Origin of the sequence: Salinarchaeum sp. Harcht-Bsk1 (assembly GCF_000403645.1) — an archaeon.
In the GTDB taxonomy this organism is placed as follows: Archaea; Halobacteriota; Halobacteria; order Halobacteriales; family Salinarchaeaceae; genus Salinarchaeum.
This window is the reverse complement of sequence record NC_021313.1, coordinates 2,154,282-2,171,662: the sequence shown is the minus strand read 5'-3', so window position 1 is coordinate 2,171,662 and position 17,381 is coordinate 2,154,282. Positions and strand designations below refer to the sequence as shown.

The window sequence follows — 17,381 nt, the reverse complement described above, 5'->3', positions numbered from 1 at the left end:
GTCGGCCCCTTCCAGTCCCACCCGGTGGCGATCTGTGGAGGCTCGCGAACCCCGGTGGACTGGGAAGGCTCGCGAACCCCGGTGGACTGGGAAGGCTCGCGGTATCCGGCGGAAGACGCGGCGTTCGCCACGGCGCGAGAGGTGTCGCAACTGGCAGAAAGCGAGATCATTCTGGCGAATATATTCGGCGAAACGTCCCTTCTGTCCCTTCCGGTGGGACAACGCTCATCAGGTCCGGTACCGAACGGGCACCCGTGCCCTCCCCGTACGACGTCCTGGGGATCGACCGCGACGCGGACGAGGAGACGATCAGATCGGCGTACCGCGAACGCGTCCTCGAGAGTCACCCGGACCACGGTGGCTCGCCTGCGGCGTTCGACCGGGTCCGCACCGCCTACGAGGAGCTACTCGGCGAGGGGCGAACGCCAGCACCCGAGCCCGAAGCGGTCGGTCCGGACCAGCGATCGCCCTGGAGTCCCACCGTCTCGTGGGACGACGAGGACGAAGCCGACGCCGACCCCGAACCGGCCCCGGAGCCAGAGCCTCACACCGTCGAGTACGTCGACTACGAGGTGCTCTCCGATCACGGCTGGTCGATCACCGACGACGACCTCTTCGAGAAGGCCAGCGAGGCCGACCTCGACCCCGGCGACTACGGCCGCTTCCAGATCGATCGCGGGGACACGCTGCTGGAAGGCGCCGAGGACGTCGGCTTCACCTGGCCCTTCTCCTGTCGCGGCGGTGCCTGCGCGAACTGCGCCGTCGCCGTCGTCGAGGGATCGCTCGCCCAGCCGGTCAGCCACATCCTCCCCGACGAGTTGACCGACGAGGGGATCCGACTCTCCTGCGTCGGCACGCCGGTCACGGACGACCTCAAGGTCGTCTACAACGTCAAGCACCTCCCCGAGGTCGAGGACCTCCTGTTACCGCCGGGGCCCTACAAGCGAGTCGCCTCCGACGACTGATCGCTGGCTCCGGCCGATCGGTCGTGAGCCGTCAATGCCCAGAGCCGCTACGGCGACGACACGCGAGCGTCCACGACCACGTGCCAGACGCCCTCGCCGTAGCTCTTGATACGCCGCAGGTCCACGATCGCGATCGACCGGCCGGCGTCGGCGGCTGCAGCTTCGAGATCCTCCCGCGGGTCGTCCGGCAGCTCCGGTTCGGCCACGACGGCGTGGTAGTGAATGACGCCATCGTCGCGGACGGCGTCGAACGCCGCGTCGAGGTACTCGGCCGCGTCCCAGTGGCCCATGAGCACGCGGTCGGCGTCGACGAACTCCGCGACCTCCCGACAGTCAGAGAGATACGCAGAAACCCGGTCGCCGACGTCGTTGAGCTGGGCGTTCTCGATCAGGTACTGGAACGTGTCGGGATCGATCTCTGCGGCGGTGACTTCCGCGCCAGCGACCGCCGCGGGGAGCGTGAAGTAGCCCACACCGGCGAACATGTCGAAGACGTGCTCTGCGGGGCCCCCGACCGCTTCGAGGGGCTCGCCGTCTGCAGGATCGAGCCCCGTGACGGCGTCCGGCACCGGATCGACGCCGCTCTCCTCCCCCAGCGTGGCGACCGGTCCCTCGGCCCCAGCGTCACGGCCGGCCGCCACGAGCGCAGCTATCCGGGCCCGCTCGGCCTCGTTCCCGGGCGAGAACATCACCTCGGCGAGGTCGAGGGCGTAGCGCACGCCGTGCTCTGCGTGGATCGTCTCGGTGTCGCCAGCCCCGGCGACGACTCGCTGCGTCGGGTCGCGGGTCTGGCCGTCGATTCCTTCGCGAGCGAGGACGGTGTCGGCCTCGCGATGGAGGTCGAGCAGCGCCTCGCCGACCGCAGCCTCGTCCGCACAGTCGTCGGGAATCTCGACGATGACGACGGTGCCGATGACGGCCCAGGAGCCCGGAGCCGTCTCGATTTCGGCGTCGGTCCAGCCGCGTTCGCGGAGGAGTGCCTCGAGGCCGCCGGCGCGCGGTTCGGGATCCTCCTGGCGCACGATTTCGTGGATGCCCAGCGTCACCTGGCGATCGGGGAGGGGCGCGGCGGTCACGGGAATCGCGATCGTGCCGTCGTCGAATTCGCGGATCCGCCGAGTGTCGTCGTACAGGTCGGCCTCCCGAAGGGCGCCGAGCGCGGCCTGGCTGCGGTCCTTCGAGACGATCGCGGCGAGCGGTGGCTGGTCGTCGGTTTCGAGAGCCGAGGACTCCGGATCGTCGTCGCCGTCGGTCATTCGTCGTCGGGAACGGCGTGAAGCCCCTCGCGGTGTTTGAACACCGGAATCTCCTCGGCGTCCGTGTCGACGAAGTCCGGCCGTGGGATCGTCGTCGCCTCGTAGGTCTCGGGGTCGAGCACCTGAATGGCGTGCTCGTCCTCGACGGCGACGAGCGTGGTCTCGGCGACGTCGGTGCGATCGCCGAGGACGGCGCGCTCCGGGAGGTCCTCGAAGTCGGCCTCGAAGTCCTCGCCGGAGGCGAGCCGCGTCCCCGAGAGCGTCTGGCGGGCCGATGTGACGATCACCGGGCCCTCGCCGTCGTCGGGATCGACGATATCGCCGATCGAGACGGGCGGGAGCCGGACGACGTGGGCGGTTCGATAGACGCGGTTGCCGTCGCCGTCCTCCGTGATCAGGCGTTCCGAGGAGTCGACGGAGCCCCCGTGGGCCTGGACGATCCGGTTGGATATCTCCCGGGCGAGTTGGGTCGTCGAGACCTTGACGTCGAGGCCGCCCTCGACCTCCGCGATCGAGGAGACGAACGCGTCGCGGTCGCCGCCGGCCTCCTTCTCGGCGACGTACTCGTTGGCGATGTCGCGGGCGTCGGCGATCTCGGTGTCGGAGGGCTCTCGGTCGGCGGACGCCCGGACCTGGACCGTCGCGGCGTAGAAGTCGCCGGCGATCAGGCCACAGCGACTGCACGTCCCGGAGGAGAGTTTGGCCGGGACGACGACGGTGGCCTCGACCGGCGTGTCGCGGACGACGCCGGAGAAGTGACAGGTCAGCCGGACGGTCGTCTGGTCGATCTGCTCGGGTTCGACGGCCCAGGAGATCGAGTCGGCGTCGACGTGCACGGAGAGTTCCTCCGTCACGGCGTCGATCGCGACGTCGGTGTAGTCCTTCGCGCCGACGTCCTCCCAGTGCTTGCCGCGCTTGACCGCACCGCACTCGCTGCAGTAGGTGACCTGGATCCGGTCGGGTGCGTCGACGAGTTCGAAGTCCTCGAAGTAGCAGGCGTCACAGAGCGCTGGCTCGCCGCGCTCGGCCCGGCGCTCGCGCGGGAGCTCGATCTCGTCGCCGCACCGCGGGCAGAACGCTCCCGAGTTGCTCATTGCGAGTCCAGAGGTCGGTTTCGCCCAAAAGGCGTGCGATCGGCGCCGAGGCGGCACGTCGACGATCGCCGCACCGAGGTTGCCGACGGGGGAACCCGCCACGTCGCATCACGTAATTGCGTCCTACGGCTACACAGCCTGGTCCTTCTTTTCGCGGTGCGCTACCAAGCCACACGACTGCCATGCAAGCAGCACGTCTCCACGAGTACACCGACGACATGAGCGAGGGGCTCACCGTCGAGGAGGTCGACCGACCGGCTGTCACCGGTGCCAACGACGTCCTGATCGAGGTGACTGGCGCTGGCTGGTGCCAGACGGACAACCACATCATCGAGGGGATGTGGGAGCCCTACGTCACCCAGCCCCTGCCGATGACGCTGGGCCACGAGAACGCGGGAATCGTCGCCGAGACCGGCGACGAGGTCCACATCGTCGAGGAGGGCGATCCCGTGATCTGCCACCCGGTCCAGACTTGCGGGACCTGTCGGGCCTGCCGGCTGGAGGAGACGATGTACTGCGAGAACCAGTCCTTCAACGGACTGACGACGGACGGCGGGTTCGCGGACTACCTCCTCACGGGCGAGCGGTCGGTGATCCCGCTGCCCGAGGGCGTCGATCCAACGGACATCGCGCCCCACGCCGACGCCGGGATCACCGCCTACCACGCCGCGAAGAAAGCCGTCCACGAACTGAATCCCGGCGACTACGCGCTGATCGTCGGCATCGGCGGCCTCGGCCACATCGGCGTCCAGTGCGTCGACGCGATGAGCGCAGCGGAGATCGTCGCCGTGGACGTCAAGGACGAGGCGCTCTCGCTGGCGGCGGACGGCGGCGCCGACCACATCGTCAACCCGACCAAGGGGGACGTCAGGGAGTTCGTCGACGAGGTCACCGACGGCCACGGCGTCGCGCAGGTGCTCGACTTCGTCGGCGCCGACGAGACCACGGCCTACGCTCCGGACGTCACGGCATCGGGCGGCGACCACCACGTCATCGGTTACGGCGGGCACGTCCACGCGCCCGCACAGTCGCTGGTCAACGGCGAGTTCTCCTTCGTGGGGAACATCGTGGGCCGGTATTCGGAGCTCCAGGAGCTCGTGGCGCTCGTCGAGCGTGGCGACGTCGAACTCACGACGAGTCGCTACGACCTGGAGGACATCAACGAGGTCGCCGAGCGCCTCGAACACGGCGAGATCGAGGGGAGAGCGGTCATCACGCCCTGAGCGACGCCCGGGTTCCCAGTGCACAGGAGAACGGTCCAGCCCACGCGAGAGGCGTCAGCTACTTTCCCGTATCGCGAGGAACTCCAGCCGTGACGACGTTCGCCGACGGGCCCGCGGAGACGCCGGAGTTCACGCGGTACAGCGACGTGCTCGAGTGGCTCGCACACGCCGATGAGCGAGGGCGGCGGGCGAGCCACGCGATCGACGGCGACGACGGCGTCTGGATCGTCGATCCGCTCGACGCGCCGGGCCTCGACGAGGAGCTCGATCGGTTCGGTGCGGTCGCTGGCGTCGCAGTGCTCGCGAACTACCATGCCCGGGACGCCGGTCAGATCGCCGATCGTTACGACGTACCAGTGCACGTCCCGAGCCACTTCGAGCGAGTCACCGAGCGAATCGAGGCGGCACCGGTCGAGCGGTTCGACTCGGCGCTCGGGGACTCCGCGTTCGCGTTCCGGCACGCGGAGCCGGCACCGGGCTGGCGCGAGACGATCCTCGAGTACGTCGACCTGCTGTACGCGGCGGATCTCCTCGGTACGGGGCCGACCTATACCGTCGACGAGGAACGCATCGGCGTGTACCTCCTGCGGCGACCCTTCCCGCCGCGGGACCGCTTTGCCGATGCCGAGCCCGAACGCATTTTCGTGGGCCACGGCAGGGCGGTCACGGACGACGCGAACACCGCACTGGCCGACGCCCTCGCCGGTGCGAGGCGGCGATTCCCCCGTGCCGCGATCCGACACGGCCCCGGACAGCTCAGGGCGCTCCTGAGCGCGCTCTGAACCGGGGCGGGTTTCGACGTACGGACCGGGTGCGAACCGGGTAGAGGGACCGAGCGAACGGAGTGGAGCGACGGAGCGAGCCGATTGCGACCCGGGCACCGCGTCGCCTTGCCGGCACCGCCAACACCGTCAAGTCGCTCGATCCCCTGCCTGTGATCGATGGACGTCCGCGTTCGCGGTCCAGCGTCGCCCGCCCCATTCCTCTCCGCGCGGGATCTCCTCGAGACCGAACACGACCTCGACCGACCAGTGGAGGTTCGCGTCCGCGAGAGTCCCGACGAGCGAACCTGGACTGCCCACGACGACGAGCGCCACGTGCTCAACATCTCGCGACAGGCCGCAACCAGCGCGATGGCGCGGCCGCTCGCACTCCACGAGTACGCCCACATGGTCCGGAACGAGGAGGGGCACGTCTCGCACGTCCAGTCGACGGACGAAGCCCTCTTTCTGGCCCTCTCGGGGCACTCGGTCGAGCGCCGGAAAGTGGCCCACTGCTACCAGATCGCCAACCACATGAAGGACATCTACGCCGACGACGTGACGCTCTCGGTCGGGCCGCCGGATCGCCTCGTCGCCTTCCTCGAATCCCGGCTGGCAGCCGGCGTCGCGGATCGGCCGAATCCGCCCCGCTCGGGTGCCCAGCCGGCGAGCGTCGGCGCGGATCCGGAACTCACTGCCGTCCACGCGGCGTTCGGACTCGCGATCGTCGAGCGCCACGGCCTCGTGGACGACGACCACAGGATCTACGACCTCGCGCACGCGGCCGCCAAGGACGCACCCGCCGTCCCGCTGAACCGATTCAAGCGCAGCTTCCGGGAGCTCGCGCCCGATCCGGGCGCCCGGGAGTACAAACAGGCGCTGGTCGACCTGACGCAGACCTACGCGACGGGAAGCGCACAGGCGGCGGACTGATCCGCGTTCCGATCGGTGGACGCGACGGGACCGCTGGCGACGAAGGGGAGGGCGACTGTAGCATCGATCCCCAGCGGAGTCTCGGGGTGGATCCCCCACCGAGTCTCAGAAACGATAATTCGGCCACAAATATTAAGCCACGGTGCTCCGGTATTCAACACAGCGGCAGTGCTGAAACCACGTGGCCATGCGGGCGAGGCCACCGTTTCGTGCATCTAAATAACTATTAGTTTATCTTATACTGTACTTCCCATTCTACAACTGGCAACAAATATTAAATATATGGCTAGGTAACATACGGGCGTAATGGTACGGAACGTGTACGACGACCGGATCGACGGTGTACTGCAACGCGTGTTCGGCGAAGACGACGGACCAGTCTACGTCGCCGACGCAACGGCGGCCGTCGTGGAGGCGGTCGTCGACGCGTTGTCGGCGATCGAGGACTGCCCCGAGGTGCGCCTCCTCGCCGAGGACGACGCGTTCAAGACCGTCTTCGCGGACTTCCTGGTCGGCAGTGAGGCCGCCGATCACGTCGCAGCGGGCCGACTGTCGCTGCGCGTGGCCGCTGAACCAGGTGCGAACCCGACGGTCGTCGCGAGCGGCCGCGTGACCTCACTCGTCGACGCCGGTGCGCGCGTCGGCGGGCTCCGCTCCGACGAGGCGGGCCTCGTCGAGGCCGCGCGAACGAACGTCGAGGAGCGCTGGAATGCTTCCGGGGAGTTCTCGCTACGGACGCCGCCGATGTCGACCGTGCGCGAGGAGCTCTCCACCGACCTCGACGCCAGCGTTCAGGAGGACTTCACGGGCATGCTCGACTCGCTCGAGACCGCCCGCGGGGACGACGAGGACCTCGACGAGGTTACCGTCAGCCTGCTGGCCGCCGCCAAGAACGAGTCGCTACTCTACGACATCAGCCGCTGGGGCGAGGACACCGGCGTCGCGAGCAAGGCGACGTTCTCCCGGACCAAGTCCAGTCTCGAGGACGCTGGACTGATCGAGACGGAGAAGGTGCCCATCGAGGTTGGCCGTCCACGGCTCCGGCTGACGCTCGCCGACGAGCGGCTTCGCGACGCCGAGCCCGACCAGATCGCCGCCGCAGCCCAGACGGTCCTGAACTGACGACGGCCGTAAGACGACCGACCCACGCTTCGGCCTCGTGGAATCGACTCCGCCTCCCCTGGACGTCGCGATCGGCCACTGACAAGACCTAAGTCGGCGCCACCGGAATCCCTGCACATGGAGACGACGCAGACGGACAAGGGAGTCGGCCTGGGCATCCTCTTCGTCCTGCTCGCACTCGCGGGCGCCGGCGGTATGCTCGCCTCGGAGACCTCGACGGAGATCGCCGCTGCCGGCTTCGCCGCCGCCGTCGCCGCTGGCAGTGTCGCGATCGTCGTGATCCACGCCTACGGCGAGTGACGCCACCGGCACGTGCCGGCCGCACCGCTGTGGCCCGGCCCACAGTCACCCGTATCCGGGGAACAAAGCGTTAAGCCGCTGCCGCTGCTAGTTATCAACCACGATGGCACAGTTCACAGAGGCCGAGCGGCGCATCGTCGCGTACCTCGCGGATAGCGCCGCTCGCGGTGAGCGGTACTTCCGCTCACGCAACATCGCGGAAGCGCTGGGGCTCTCCTCGAAGGAAGTCGGCGTCCGCCTCCCCGAACTCGACGAGAAGACCGAGGATATCGACATCGAGAAGTGGGGTCGCGCGCGCTCGACGACCTGGAAGGTCACGCCGCGGTAGCTGGATAGTTTTCGCGTTCGTACTCACAGTCCGATTGCCATTGCTCGACCGACGAGAGCGGAGCGACGGCGCAACCGACCGGGCATCCACCCAGCAGCACCAGTGAAAATTGGTCGTGTGAGCGTGTGAGGGATTGAGAGTTTGTGGGGTGAGAGTGTACGATGGTGAGAGTCTGTGGATCCGATTATACCGATACTCCCGGATATGAATCAGTTACAAATCCACCATTATACATACTTTCTGAAGGTAAATTATAAGCAGCTTCGGACGGACAATGGTACCAGATGTCGGAGCCACACGAGCTGCTCAGCGTCGCACCGAACGCGGACGACGCGACCATTCGAGCAGCCTATCGGGAGCTGTTGCTCGAACACCATCCCGACCAGGGCGGCTCCAAGAAGCGGTTCATGCAGATCAAAGACGCGTACGAGCGGCTCGTCGGCGACAGCCGGAGCGGTTCGATCACCGAGCCGCTCTCCGATGGCGGCGCGACGATCACCCCCGCAGGTCGCTGCATCGAGGTCGCGGGGAAGACTGTACAGGGAGCGGACGGTCTCGAACTCGTCGCCGAAGCCGACGGGCTCCAGGTTCGCCTGACCACACTCACTGACCGCCTCCCCACTGGTGCGATGCTCCCGAGTCACGTCGAGAGCGGCCGCCGCGTCGGGGCCTGCTTCCACGTGACGAACGAGTCGGGGCGCCCCGTTACCTGGATGGCTCGCCGGGTCCGTTTCGTCGGCTCCCAGGGAGAGCGATACCTCCCGACGGTCTATCGCCCCAAGCGCCGGAAACTCCCCGACCGCTGGCGGAGCGACGACGTCGAAATCGCGCCCGGTGACACCGCTCGTTCGTTTCTCTTGAGCCGCGCGCTCCCCGAAGACGTCGCTGTCGAGACAGTCGTCTACGACCAGCAATCGGGCGTCGGACCGGCACGTCGCGTCGAGTTCGAACTCGATCGGGCCGCACGGTCGGCGCTCGACCGCCCGCCGTTCCAGTAGCGGAGCGTCCCCTGACGACCGTCCGAGGCGGCACAGGTGCGACGATTACCGAAGCTCGAACCGGAGCCGTTCCACGCCGCCGCCCTTGCTCTCGCGGCCGGTCAGTTCAAACGTGCCGCACTCGCCGGTGTTCGCGACGTGCGTTCCCGCGCAAGCGGTCCGATCGAAGTCTTCGATTTCGACGATGCGAAGCTCCGTGATCGAGTCGGGGAGGAGTTCGATCCGCGTGCGCTCGGGATCGAGGCGCTCCTCGGCCACCTCGCGATCGAGTTCGTACCACTCGACGGGTCGCTCGTCCTCGATCAACTCGTTGACGCGGGTCTCGATCAGGGCGAGGTCGGCTTCGGTAAAGCGGTCCTGCTCGCAGTCGATCCGCGCGCCGTCGGCGTAGACCTGGTTGCCCTCCGTTCCGGCGTCGAACTCGTCGATCAGCACTCGGGAGAGCAGGTGCTGGGCCGTGTGGTGGCGCATGTGGCCGAGTCGGCGCTCCCAGTCGAGGTCGATTTCGACGGTGGCGCCCTCCGACGGCGTCGGTGCGGGGTCCGCCGGGGCGTCCGCGGCTGGGTCGAGGTGGTGGTAGATCGTGTCCTGCTTCTGGACGTCGGTGATCGCCCACTCGGCGCCGTCCGCGACGTCCGCCCCGTCGATCACCGTCAGGGTTCCGTGATCCGCGGGTTGCCCGCCGCCTTCGGGGTAACAGATCGTCCGGTCGAGCACGACCCGATCGTCGAGCGCGCGCTCGACGGTCGCTTCGATCGTTCGCTGGTAGGAGTCCTCGAGGTACGGCGTCTCCGTCATGGCAGTTGCTGGGAGCGCGGCGGACTTGAGAATGGCGTCGGTGCCGGTTTTCGAGAGAGCGGCCGTTCGACGACTGTGGACGGCGGCAGTTCAGTCGGCCTGCAGCCGGTCGCGATCGACCTCGACGCCGGGGGGCGCGACGATCAGGAACCCCCGGAAGTGGACGAGGTCGCCGTCGGCGTCCCGGACCTCGCGGGCGAATCCTGCGGCGAGTTCGTTGACGTCGCCCTCCACGTTCAGGACGAGGACGTTCCCGCCCTGGATCAGTTCCAGCCACTCCTCGTCGTCGGTCGAGCCGTCGAGCACGTCGAGGACGACCCGGCCGCCACTGCCGTCCTGCTCCTCCTCCGCTTCGGCCTCCTCGACGTGCTCCTCGACGGCGCGCAGGTCGAGGTCGAAGTCGCTCATGGGCAGAGGGTTGCGCTGGATCTGGAAAAAGGCTCCGTCGCTATTGAACTGATTTCGGGTATACGGAAGTGCTCTAACGGCAGCAAACAACTTGGAAGCCCCCTCCCGCTCGACCGTCCGCGACTCGCTGCGCTCCTTGCCTCGCTCGCTGGTGCTCGCTCGGCTACGGTGCTTACGTCGTCGAGGACGGATCGAGCGGTCGGCCCCTTCCAGTCCCACCCGATGGAGGCTGGTCCAGGCTCACGACACCCCGGTGGATTGCGCAGGCGACCTTCGCCCCGGCAGATGGCGCCGCGGTGGCGTCGATCACTCGGGGGCGAGCGCGTGGAGCGTGTCCCGCACCCGGTCGAGCGAGGCGCGGTGGGGGAAGCCGATCGAGACGGCGTCGACACCGTCGATCTCGGTGAAGCGCTGCAGGTCGGCGCGGGCTTCCTCGCGGGTGCCGGCCGCGGCGAACTCGTCGAGGATGTCGTCGGAGACGAGCGCGGCGGCCTCCTTCTTGTTGCCGTTGGCCCACTCCGCGGCGATCTCCATCGCGGTGTCCTCGTGGCCCTGCCTGGCGAGCGCGTCGCGATAGTAGGTGCCCATGCCGCCGACGTAGAACGCCATGTGTTCCCGAACGAGATCGCGGGCGCGGTCGCCGTCCTCGTGGACGCAGGTCGGCACGGAGATCTGGGTGCGGACGTCGTCGGGGCTCCTGTCGCCCAGCTCCGCGCCGCGTTCGAGGTCCTCCAGCCGGTCGCGGATGCCGCCGGGGCCGAGGACGATGCCGTGCCAGCCGTCGGCGAAGCGGCCGGCCATTTCGACGCCCTTCGGGCCCATCGCCGCGACGTCGACCGGCGGCGCGTCCGCGGGTGGCTCCGAGCGGAAGCGGAAGCCCGAGAGCGAGAACACGTCGCCGTCGTAGTTCACCGTCTCGCCGGCGGTGACGGCGCGGATGATCTCGAGGGCCTCGCGGGTTCGCCGGAGCGGTCGCTCGAAGTCGACGCCGTGCCAGCCTTCGATGAGGATCGGGCCGCTCGGGCCGATGCCGAGCCGGAATCGGCCGCCGCTGTGCTCCTGGAGGGTTGCAGCGCTCTGGCCGAGCAGGGCCGGCGATCGGGAGTAGACGTTCAGGATCGAGGAGCCGATGCCGATCTCGTCGGTACGTTCTGCCATCACCGTCATCGCCGCGACGCCGTTGGAGCCCCACGTTTCGGGCTGCCAGACGAAGTCGTAGCCGAGTCGTTCCGACCGGCGCGTGAGTTCGGCCACGTCGTCGATCGGGAGATCGGCGACGGGCAGGTGGACGTCGAGATCTGTCACGAACGTCCGTTTCGTCCCGAACCCCATAACGGTACGCCGGGAATCGCGACCGTGATCGGCTTCTCGACGCCCGCAGGCACCACGGTTAAGCCGCCGCGGTTCGCGATTCGGTGTATGGTTTCGCGGCGTCGCCAGACGGCGATCTACCTCGCCGTGCTCGTCGGCTCCATGCTGGCGTTCACCGCGATCTACTGGTACGGGATGGGAGCATTCGAGGATCGCTCGGTGACGGTCCTCCACTCGCTGCAGGTCGTCGTCGAGACGTACACGACGACCGGGTACGGGTCCGACTCACCCTGGGCGAGCGAGCAGATGAATCTCGTCGTGATCGCCATGGACCTGCTCGGGACCCTGCTGATCTTCCTCGCGTTGCCAGTTCTCCTCTTTCCGGCGCTCCAGGATGCGCTGGCGACGGCCGTGCCGACGAGCGTCGATTCCGAGTTATCGGATCACGTGGTCATCGTCTCGCGGACCGATCGGCTCGACCCGCTGCTCTCCGAACTCGGCTCCTGGGACGTCGAGCACGTCCTCGTCGAGCCAGACCGGGAGCGTGCGCTCGAACGCTACGAGGCCGAGGGCGACGCGATCCACGCCCAGCCCGACGAGATCGAGGGACTGGAGGCGGCCAATCTCGAATCCGCCCGGGCCCTCGTCGTCGACGTCGAGGACCGGATCGACGCGAGCATCGTGCTAACTGCCCGCGAAATCGACGAGAGCGTGCGCATCGTGAGCGTCGTCGAGGAACCCGACCGTGCAGCCTACCACGAACTCGCGGGCGCAGACGAGGTCGTCTCGCCGCGGCCACTCCTCGGCGAGCGCCTGGCGGGCCTCGTCACGACCGCGATCACGCCCGACCTCGGCGAGGCCGCCGGGCTCGGGGAGGACTTCCACGTCGTCGAACTCCCGGTGCCCCGCGACAGCGAACTGGTCGGCAAGACGATCGCCGAGAGCGGCCTCCGGGAGCGCGCCGGCGTGAACGTCGTCGGCGCGTGGTTCCGCGGCGACTTCGAGACGCCGCCACCGCCAGACGCTCGGATCACCTCCGGGACCGTCCTGCTCGTCACGGGTAGCGACGACGACATCCACCGCCTCTCTGAGCTCTCGACCGGATCGCCCCGGCCCTACACACGGGGCGACACGATCGTCGTCGGGCACGGGGAGGTCGGTAAGGCGGTCACGTCCGCACTCGCCGAGGAAGGACTCCCCTACACTGTCCTCGACGTTCGGGACGATCCCGACGTCGACGTCGTCGGCGAGGCGACCGATCCCGAGGCGCTCGAACGCGCCGGGATCGAGAACGCGACCTCGCTCGTCCTGGCGATCCCCGAGGACGAAGAGACGGAGTTCGCGACGCTCGTCGCTCGCGACGCGAGCCACGACCTGAACGTCGCCGCGCGCGCCGACCAGGCCCGGACGGTGCGGAAGATCTACCGCGCCGGCGCCGACTACGTGCTCTCTCTGGACACCGTCACCGGCAGGATGCTCGCCTCGACGGTCCTCGAGGACGAAGACGTGCTGGCGACCGACACGCAGGTCGAGGTCGTCCGGATCTCCGCAGGAACCCTCGCCGGCAAGACGCTGGAGGGCGCCGAGATTCGAAGCCAGACAGGCTGTACCGTCGTCGCCATCGAGCGCGACGACGAGGTCGTCACCGACCTCGGCCCCGACTTCCGGATCCAGCCCGGCGACGACCTCATCGTCGCCGGCACCGGCCCCGGCGTCAACGCGTTCACCGATCGCTACGAGTGAGCCGCGGCGTCTCGAACTCGCCACTCGCTACTGTACGAGTCCGTGCAACCGCCACGACAGTCAGGTACGCCCGTCCGATCACGCCGCGTTGGATGGATTTAGGTAGGCAGCTACACTCCCCTCGTACATGTCGAATCCGAGCGTCGGCGTCGACGTCGGTGGCACGTTCACCGACGTCGTGACGGTCGCCGACGGTGATCTCGCGGTCACGAAGGCCCCGTCGAACCCCGACGCACCCGAGGAGGGCGTCCTCGACGCGCTCGACCGGGCCGCCGACACCGAGGGGCTCTCGCTCCCAGCGATCGACTCGCTCGTCCACGGCACGACGGTCGCCACGAACGCCGTCCTCGAGGGCACCTGGGCGAACGCAGCACTGGTGACGACGGAGGGGTTCCGCGACGTGCTGGAGATCGGCCGCCAGGACCGGCCCGAACTCTACGACCTCACGGCCTCGAAGCCCGACCCGATCGTGCCGCGCGACCGCCGGTTCGAAGTGCCCGAGCGCCTCGACGAGCGGGGGGAGGTTCGAACGCCCCTCGACGACTCCGCGGTCGAGGCAGTTGCAAACGAGATCGCGACCGCTGGAAGTACCGCCGGCGGGTCCGACGTCGCGGCCGGTGGCGGCGACGTCGAATCGGTCGCGGTCTGTCTCCTCTTTGCCTACGAGAACGACGCCCACGAGCGTCGCGTCGCCGAGGTCCTCCGCGAACGCCTCGAGGACCGGAGCGGCCGAGCCGGCACCGGCGGCGATCGATCGGTCCCGGTCACCATCTCCGCAGACGTCCTCCCCGAACTCCGCGAGTACGAGCGAACGCTCGCCACCGCGCTCAACGCCGCGTTGCTTCCCGTCATGAGCGAGTACGTCGAGACGCTCGCCGACGGCGTGGCGAATCGAGGCTGCGAGGCGCCACTCGAGATCATGACCTCCGGGGGCGGGCTCGTCGGCACCGAGCACGCCCGGGATCGCCCGGTCGAAACGCTCCTCTCGGGGCCCGCTGCCGGGGTCCAGGGCGCCGCGTACGTCGCCGGCCTCCGGGACACCGACGACGCGATCACGATGGACATGGGCGGGACCTCCTGTGACGTCTCCCTGATCACCGGCGGCGAACCCACCGTCACGACCGAGCGGACCGTCGGCGACTACGCCGTCGCGGTGCCGGCAGTCGACGTCCACACGATCGGCGCCGGCGGCGGATCGATCGCCTGGCTCGACGACGGCGGGGCGCTCCGCGTCGGGCCACGCTCCGCCGGCGCGGAGCCCGGTCCGGTCTGCTACGGCCGCGGCGGCGCGGCGCCGACCGTCACCGACGCGCAGCTCCTCCTCGGGAGGCTCGATCCCGGCTCGCTGATCGTCGAGGACGGCGCCGATCGAGGGGCCGTCGAGGAGGCGATGCGGTCGCACGTCGCCGGCCCGATGGACAGCTCCGTCGAGGCCGCCGCTCGCGGGGTGCTCGAGGTCGCCAACGCGAACATGGAGCGCGCTCTCCGCGTCGTCTCCGTCGAGCGCGGCCACGACCCCCGGCAGTTCGACCTCGTCGCGTACGGCGGTGCGGGACCGCTGCACGCGACGGCCCTGGCCGACTCGCTGGAGATCCCCCGCGTACTCGTGCCCCGAACCGCGGGCGCGCTCTCCGCCCTCGGCCTGCTCTCGACGGATCGGCTCCACTCCCTCTCGACGTCGATGGTGCGCCCGCTGGCCGACGTCGAACCGGCGACCGTCGCCGACGTGCTCGCGGCGCTCGAAGCCGAGGGCCGGTCGCGCTTCGACGCTGGCGACCGAGACGCCGACGGCGGGTCGACGGATCCGCTCGTCGTCGAGCGCCGGCTCGACCTCCGGTACGTCGGGCAGGCCTCGGAGCTGACCGTCGAGCTACCGGGGGGTGGCGGTTCCGCGGACCGAACCGAGGGCGGGGCTCCCATCGACGACGATGCCCTGGCCGCAGCTGCCGATCGGTTCCACGACGCGCACGAGCAGCGCTTCGGGCACGCCGCCCGCGACGAACCGGTCGAACTGGTGACCGTCCGCGTCCGGGTCCGCGAGCCGATCGAGGCGCCGACGCTTCGCCCACCGACGACCGCGAGCGACGATCCCGACGACGCGATCGTCGAGGAGCGACCGGTCGCGTTCGGCGAGGACTGGCACGACGCACCGATCTACGACCGGGAGCTGCTCCCCGCCGAATCTTCCTTCGCTGGCCCCGCGATCGTCGAGGGGCCGGAGAGCACGGTGACGATCCGGCCGGGCCAGACCGCGACCGTCGACGAGCACGGCACGATCGTCGTGGAGGTGGGAACGTGAGCGACGAACCGGGGGCCGACGAGCACGTCGATGCTGCCGGGGGCACCGACGTCGATCCGGTCACGCTCGAGGTGCTCCGGAACGCCGCCAGCGCCGTCGCCGAGGAGATGAACGCCACGTTGCTGCGGACCGCCTACTCCCCGAACATCACCGACCGGCGGGACTGTTCCTGTGCGATCTTCGATCCCGACGGCGGGATGATCGCCCAGGCGGAGAACATCCCGGTCCACCTCGGCGCGATGCCGTTCTCCGTCGCCGCCGCGCTGGAGGAACACCCGCCGGAGACACTCGAGCCCGGCGACGGGATCGCCGTCAACGATCCGTTCCGTGGCGGCGCGCACCTGCCGGACGTGACGCTCGTGACGCCGGTGTTTCACGACGGTGCGCTGGTCGCGTTCGCCGCGAATCGCGCCCACCACGCCGACGTCGGCGGGGCGACCGCCGGCAGCGTGAGCGCCGAGTCGACGGAGATCTACGCCGAGGGGATCCGCGTTCCGCCGGTCCGCCTGCTGAAGGGCGGCGCGTTCGACGACGACCTGCTGGCCACGATCCTCGCCAACGTTCGTACGCCCGAGGAGCGCCGCGGCGACCTCCGGGCCCAGGCGGCGGCGAACGACGTCGGCCGCGAGCGGATCGGCGACCTGATCGCCGAACACGGAGCGGCGGGATTCGCCGAGGCCGTCGACGCGATTCAGGACTACTCCGAGCGCAGGATGCGCAACGCGATCGCCGACCTGCCCGACGGCGAGTACGCCTTCGCGGACGTGCTGGACGACGACGGTCACGGCACCGACGACGTCCGGATCGAGGCGACGGTGACGATCGACGGCGAGACGCTCGCGGTCGACTTCGCGGGCACCGCCGAACAGACGGAGAGTCCGATCAACGCTGTCCGCGCCGTCACCGCGTCCGCGACCTACTACGCCGTTCGGTGCGTCACCGATCCCGAGATCCCGCCGAACGCGGGCTGTTACCGGCCGGTCGAGCTTCGAACGCCGTCGGGGACCGTCGTCGACGCCGAGTCGCCCGCGGCCGTCGTCGGCGGGAACCTCGAGGTCTCCCAGCGCGTGACCGACGTCGTCCTGGGCGCGCTCGCCGCGGTCGCGCCCGAGCGGGCAGTCGCCGCCGGGCAGGGGACGATGAACAACGTGACGCTCGGCGGGACCGATCCCCGCGACGGGTCGGCGTACGCGTTTTACGAAACGCAGGGCGGCGGGTCCGGGGCTCACGCCGCCGGCGACGGCATGGACGCCGTCCACGTCCACATGTCCAACACCCGCAACACGCCGGCCGAGGTGCTGGAGACGGCCTATCCGCTCGCGATCGAGCGCTACGAGCTGCTGGCGGATTCGGGCGGCGCCGGCGAGTTCCGCGGCGGGCTCGGGTTGCGACGAGACATCCGCGTCGAGCGGGGCGCGGCCCAGCTCAGCCTGCTCGGGGATCGACGCGAGCACGCGCCCTACGGCATCGAGGGCGGCGACGGCGGCTCGCCCGGGACCGACGTGCTGCTGGAGAGCTCCGACGCGGAGGGCGTCGTCGGTCGATCGAGCGAGGTGCTCCCGTCGAAGTGCACGCGACGACTCGACGCTGGCGACGTGATCAGCATCCGTACGCCCGGGGGCGGCGGGTTCGGCGATCCGGCGGATCGGGATCCCGAATCGGTGGTGCGTGACGTCCGGCTGGGGAAGTGCTCTCCCGAACGGGCTCGCGACGTCTACGGCGTGGATCCTGGCGAGTGAACCGGGTGATTGCCGTCGATCGGGCCGGCTCTCGGATCGGTCTGCCAGCCGAGTTCCTCCCCACGTCGGAGCGTTCCAGGACGCCCCCGGCACCTCGGGTCCA

The 17,381-nt window shown here is 69.2% G+C and carries 17 protein-coding genes; 12 read left to right on the top strand and 5 right to left on the bottom strand.

Features of this window, described 5'->3' with window-relative positions:
- The first annotated feature begins 254 nt into the window (after positions 1-254).
- Positions 255-965, top strand: coding sequence for a ferredoxin Fer (gene fer / locus L593_RS16440; RefSeq protein ID WP_020446810.1), 711 nt, complete (start codon positions 255-257; stop codon positions 963-965).
- Between the two features lie 47 nt (positions 966-1,012).
- Here the strand turns inward: fer and L593_RS09815 are convergent, their stop codons facing one another.
- A complete protein-coding gene (locus L593_RS09815; protein WP_020446809.1) occupies positions 1,013-2,221 on the bottom strand; it encodes a class I SAM-dependent methyltransferase family protein in 1,209 nt (402 codons plus the stop codon).
- Entirely contained in the window at positions 2,218-3,315 is a 1,098-nt protein-coding gene (locus L593_RS09810; RefSeq protein ID WP_049894036.1) for a 60S ribosomal export protein NMD3, read from the bottom strand. Before L593_RS09810 ends, L593_RS09815 begins: the two co-directional genes overlap by 4 nt.
- Before the next feature lie 182 nt (positions 3,316-3,497).
- Between L593_RS09810 and L593_RS09805 the strand changes: the two genes are divergently transcribed.
- The 8 genes from L593_RS09805 to L593_RS09775 all read left to right on the top strand — a co-directional run bounded on the left by L593_RS09805 (position 3,498) and on the right by L593_RS09775 (position 8,980).
- Complete coding sequence (locus L593_RS09805; protein WP_020446807.1) at positions 3,498-4,538, top strand: NAD(P)-dependent alcohol dehydrogenase; 1,041 nt, start codon at positions 3,498-3,500, stop codon at positions 4,536-4,538.
- 89 nt (positions 4,539-4,627) lie between these two features.
- Positions 4,628-5,320 (top strand): hypothetical protein, encoded by a 693-nt coding sequence (locus L593_RS09800; RefSeq protein WP_020446806.1) that lies wholly within the window; start codon positions 4,628-4,630, stop codon positions 5,318-5,320.
- A 159-nt stretch (positions 5,321-5,479) separates the two neighbouring features.
- The gene (locus L593_RS09795; protein ID WP_020446805.1) at positions 5,480-6,232 is read left to right on the top strand and encodes a DUF5781 family protein; all 753 of its coding nucleotides are present in this window, start codon (positions 5,480-5,482) and stop codon (positions 6,230-6,232) included.
- Between the two features lie 306 nt (positions 6,233-6,538).
- On the top strand, positions 6,539-7,354 hold the full coding sequence (gene tbsP / locus L593_RS09790) for a transcriptional regulator TbsP (RefSeq protein ID WP_020446804.1): 816 nt from the start codon (positions 6,539-6,541) through the stop codon (positions 7,352-7,354).
- Positions 7,355-7,471: 117 nt separating this feature from the next.
- Complete coding sequence (locus L593_RS09785) at positions 7,472-7,654, top strand: hypothetical protein (protein WP_020446803.1); 183 nt, start codon at positions 7,472-7,474, stop codon at positions 7,652-7,654.
- 12 nt (positions 7,655-7,666) lie between these two features.
- On the top strand, positions 7,667-7,810 hold the full coding sequence (locus L593_RS16525; protein WP_081638692.1) for an EspF repeat-containing protein: 144 nt from the start codon (positions 7,667-7,669) through the stop codon (positions 7,808-7,810).
- Positions 7,758-7,982, top strand: a complete 225-nt coding sequence (locus tag L593_RS09780; protein ID WP_020446802.1) for a hypothetical protein — start codon at positions 7,758-7,760, stop codon at positions 7,980-7,982. The genes L593_RS16525 and L593_RS09780 overlap by 53 nt, the downstream gene beginning before the upstream one ends.
- A gap of 284 nt (positions 7,983-8,266) precedes the next feature.
- Positions 8,267-8,980, top strand: a complete 714-nt coding sequence (locus tag L593_RS09775; protein ID WP_020446801.1) for a J domain-containing protein — start codon at positions 8,267-8,269, stop codon at positions 8,978-8,980.
- A gap of 45 nt (positions 8,981-9,025) precedes the next feature.
- Here the strand turns inward: L593_RS09775 and L593_RS09770 are convergent, their stop codons facing one another.
- The 3 genes from L593_RS09770 to L593_RS09760 all read right to left on the bottom strand — a co-directional run bounded on the left by L593_RS09770 (position 9,026) and on the right by L593_RS09760 (position 11,491).
- Positions 9,026-9,778, bottom strand: coding sequence for an alanyl-tRNA editing protein (locus L593_RS09770; RefSeq protein WP_020446800.1), 753 nt, complete (start codon positions 9,776-9,778; stop codon positions 9,026-9,028).
- Positions 9,779-9,868: 90 nt separating this feature from the next.
- Entirely contained in the window at positions 9,869-10,186 is a 318-nt protein-coding gene (locus tag L593_RS09765) for a DUF5779 family protein (RefSeq protein WP_020446799.1), read from the bottom strand.
- Positions 10,187-10,492: 306 nt separating this feature from the next.
- The gene (locus L593_RS09760) at positions 10,493-11,491 is read right to left on the bottom strand and encodes a TIGR04024 family LLM class F420-dependent oxidoreductase (RefSeq protein WP_187292614.1); all 999 of its coding nucleotides are present in this window, start codon (positions 11,489-11,491) and stop codon (positions 10,493-10,495) included.
- Positions 11,492-11,605: 114 nt separating this feature from the next.
- Here L593_RS09760 and L593_RS09755 point away from each other — a divergent pair, with 114 nt between their 5' ends.
- The 3 genes from L593_RS09755 to L593_RS09745 all read left to right on the top strand — a co-directional run bounded on the left by L593_RS09755 (position 11,606) and on the right by L593_RS09745 (position 17,278).
- The gene (locus tag L593_RS09755) at positions 11,606-13,240 is read left to right on the top strand and encodes a TrkA family potassium uptake protein (RefSeq protein ID WP_020446797.1); all 1,635 of its coding nucleotides are present in this window, start codon (positions 11,606-11,608) and stop codon (positions 13,238-13,240) included.
- Between the two features lie 127 nt (positions 13,241-13,367).
- On the top strand, positions 13,368-15,539 hold the full coding sequence (locus L593_RS09750; protein ID WP_020446796.1) for a hydantoinase/oxoprolinase family protein: 2,172 nt from the start codon (positions 13,368-13,370) through the stop codon (positions 15,537-15,539).
- Positions 15,536-17,278, top strand: coding sequence for a hydantoinase B/oxoprolinase family protein (locus L593_RS09745; protein ID WP_020446795.1), 1,743 nt, complete (start codon positions 15,536-15,538; stop codon positions 17,276-17,278). Before L593_RS09750 ends, L593_RS09745 begins: the two co-directional genes overlap by 4 nt.
- Positions 17,279-17,381 lie beyond the last annotated feature (103 nt).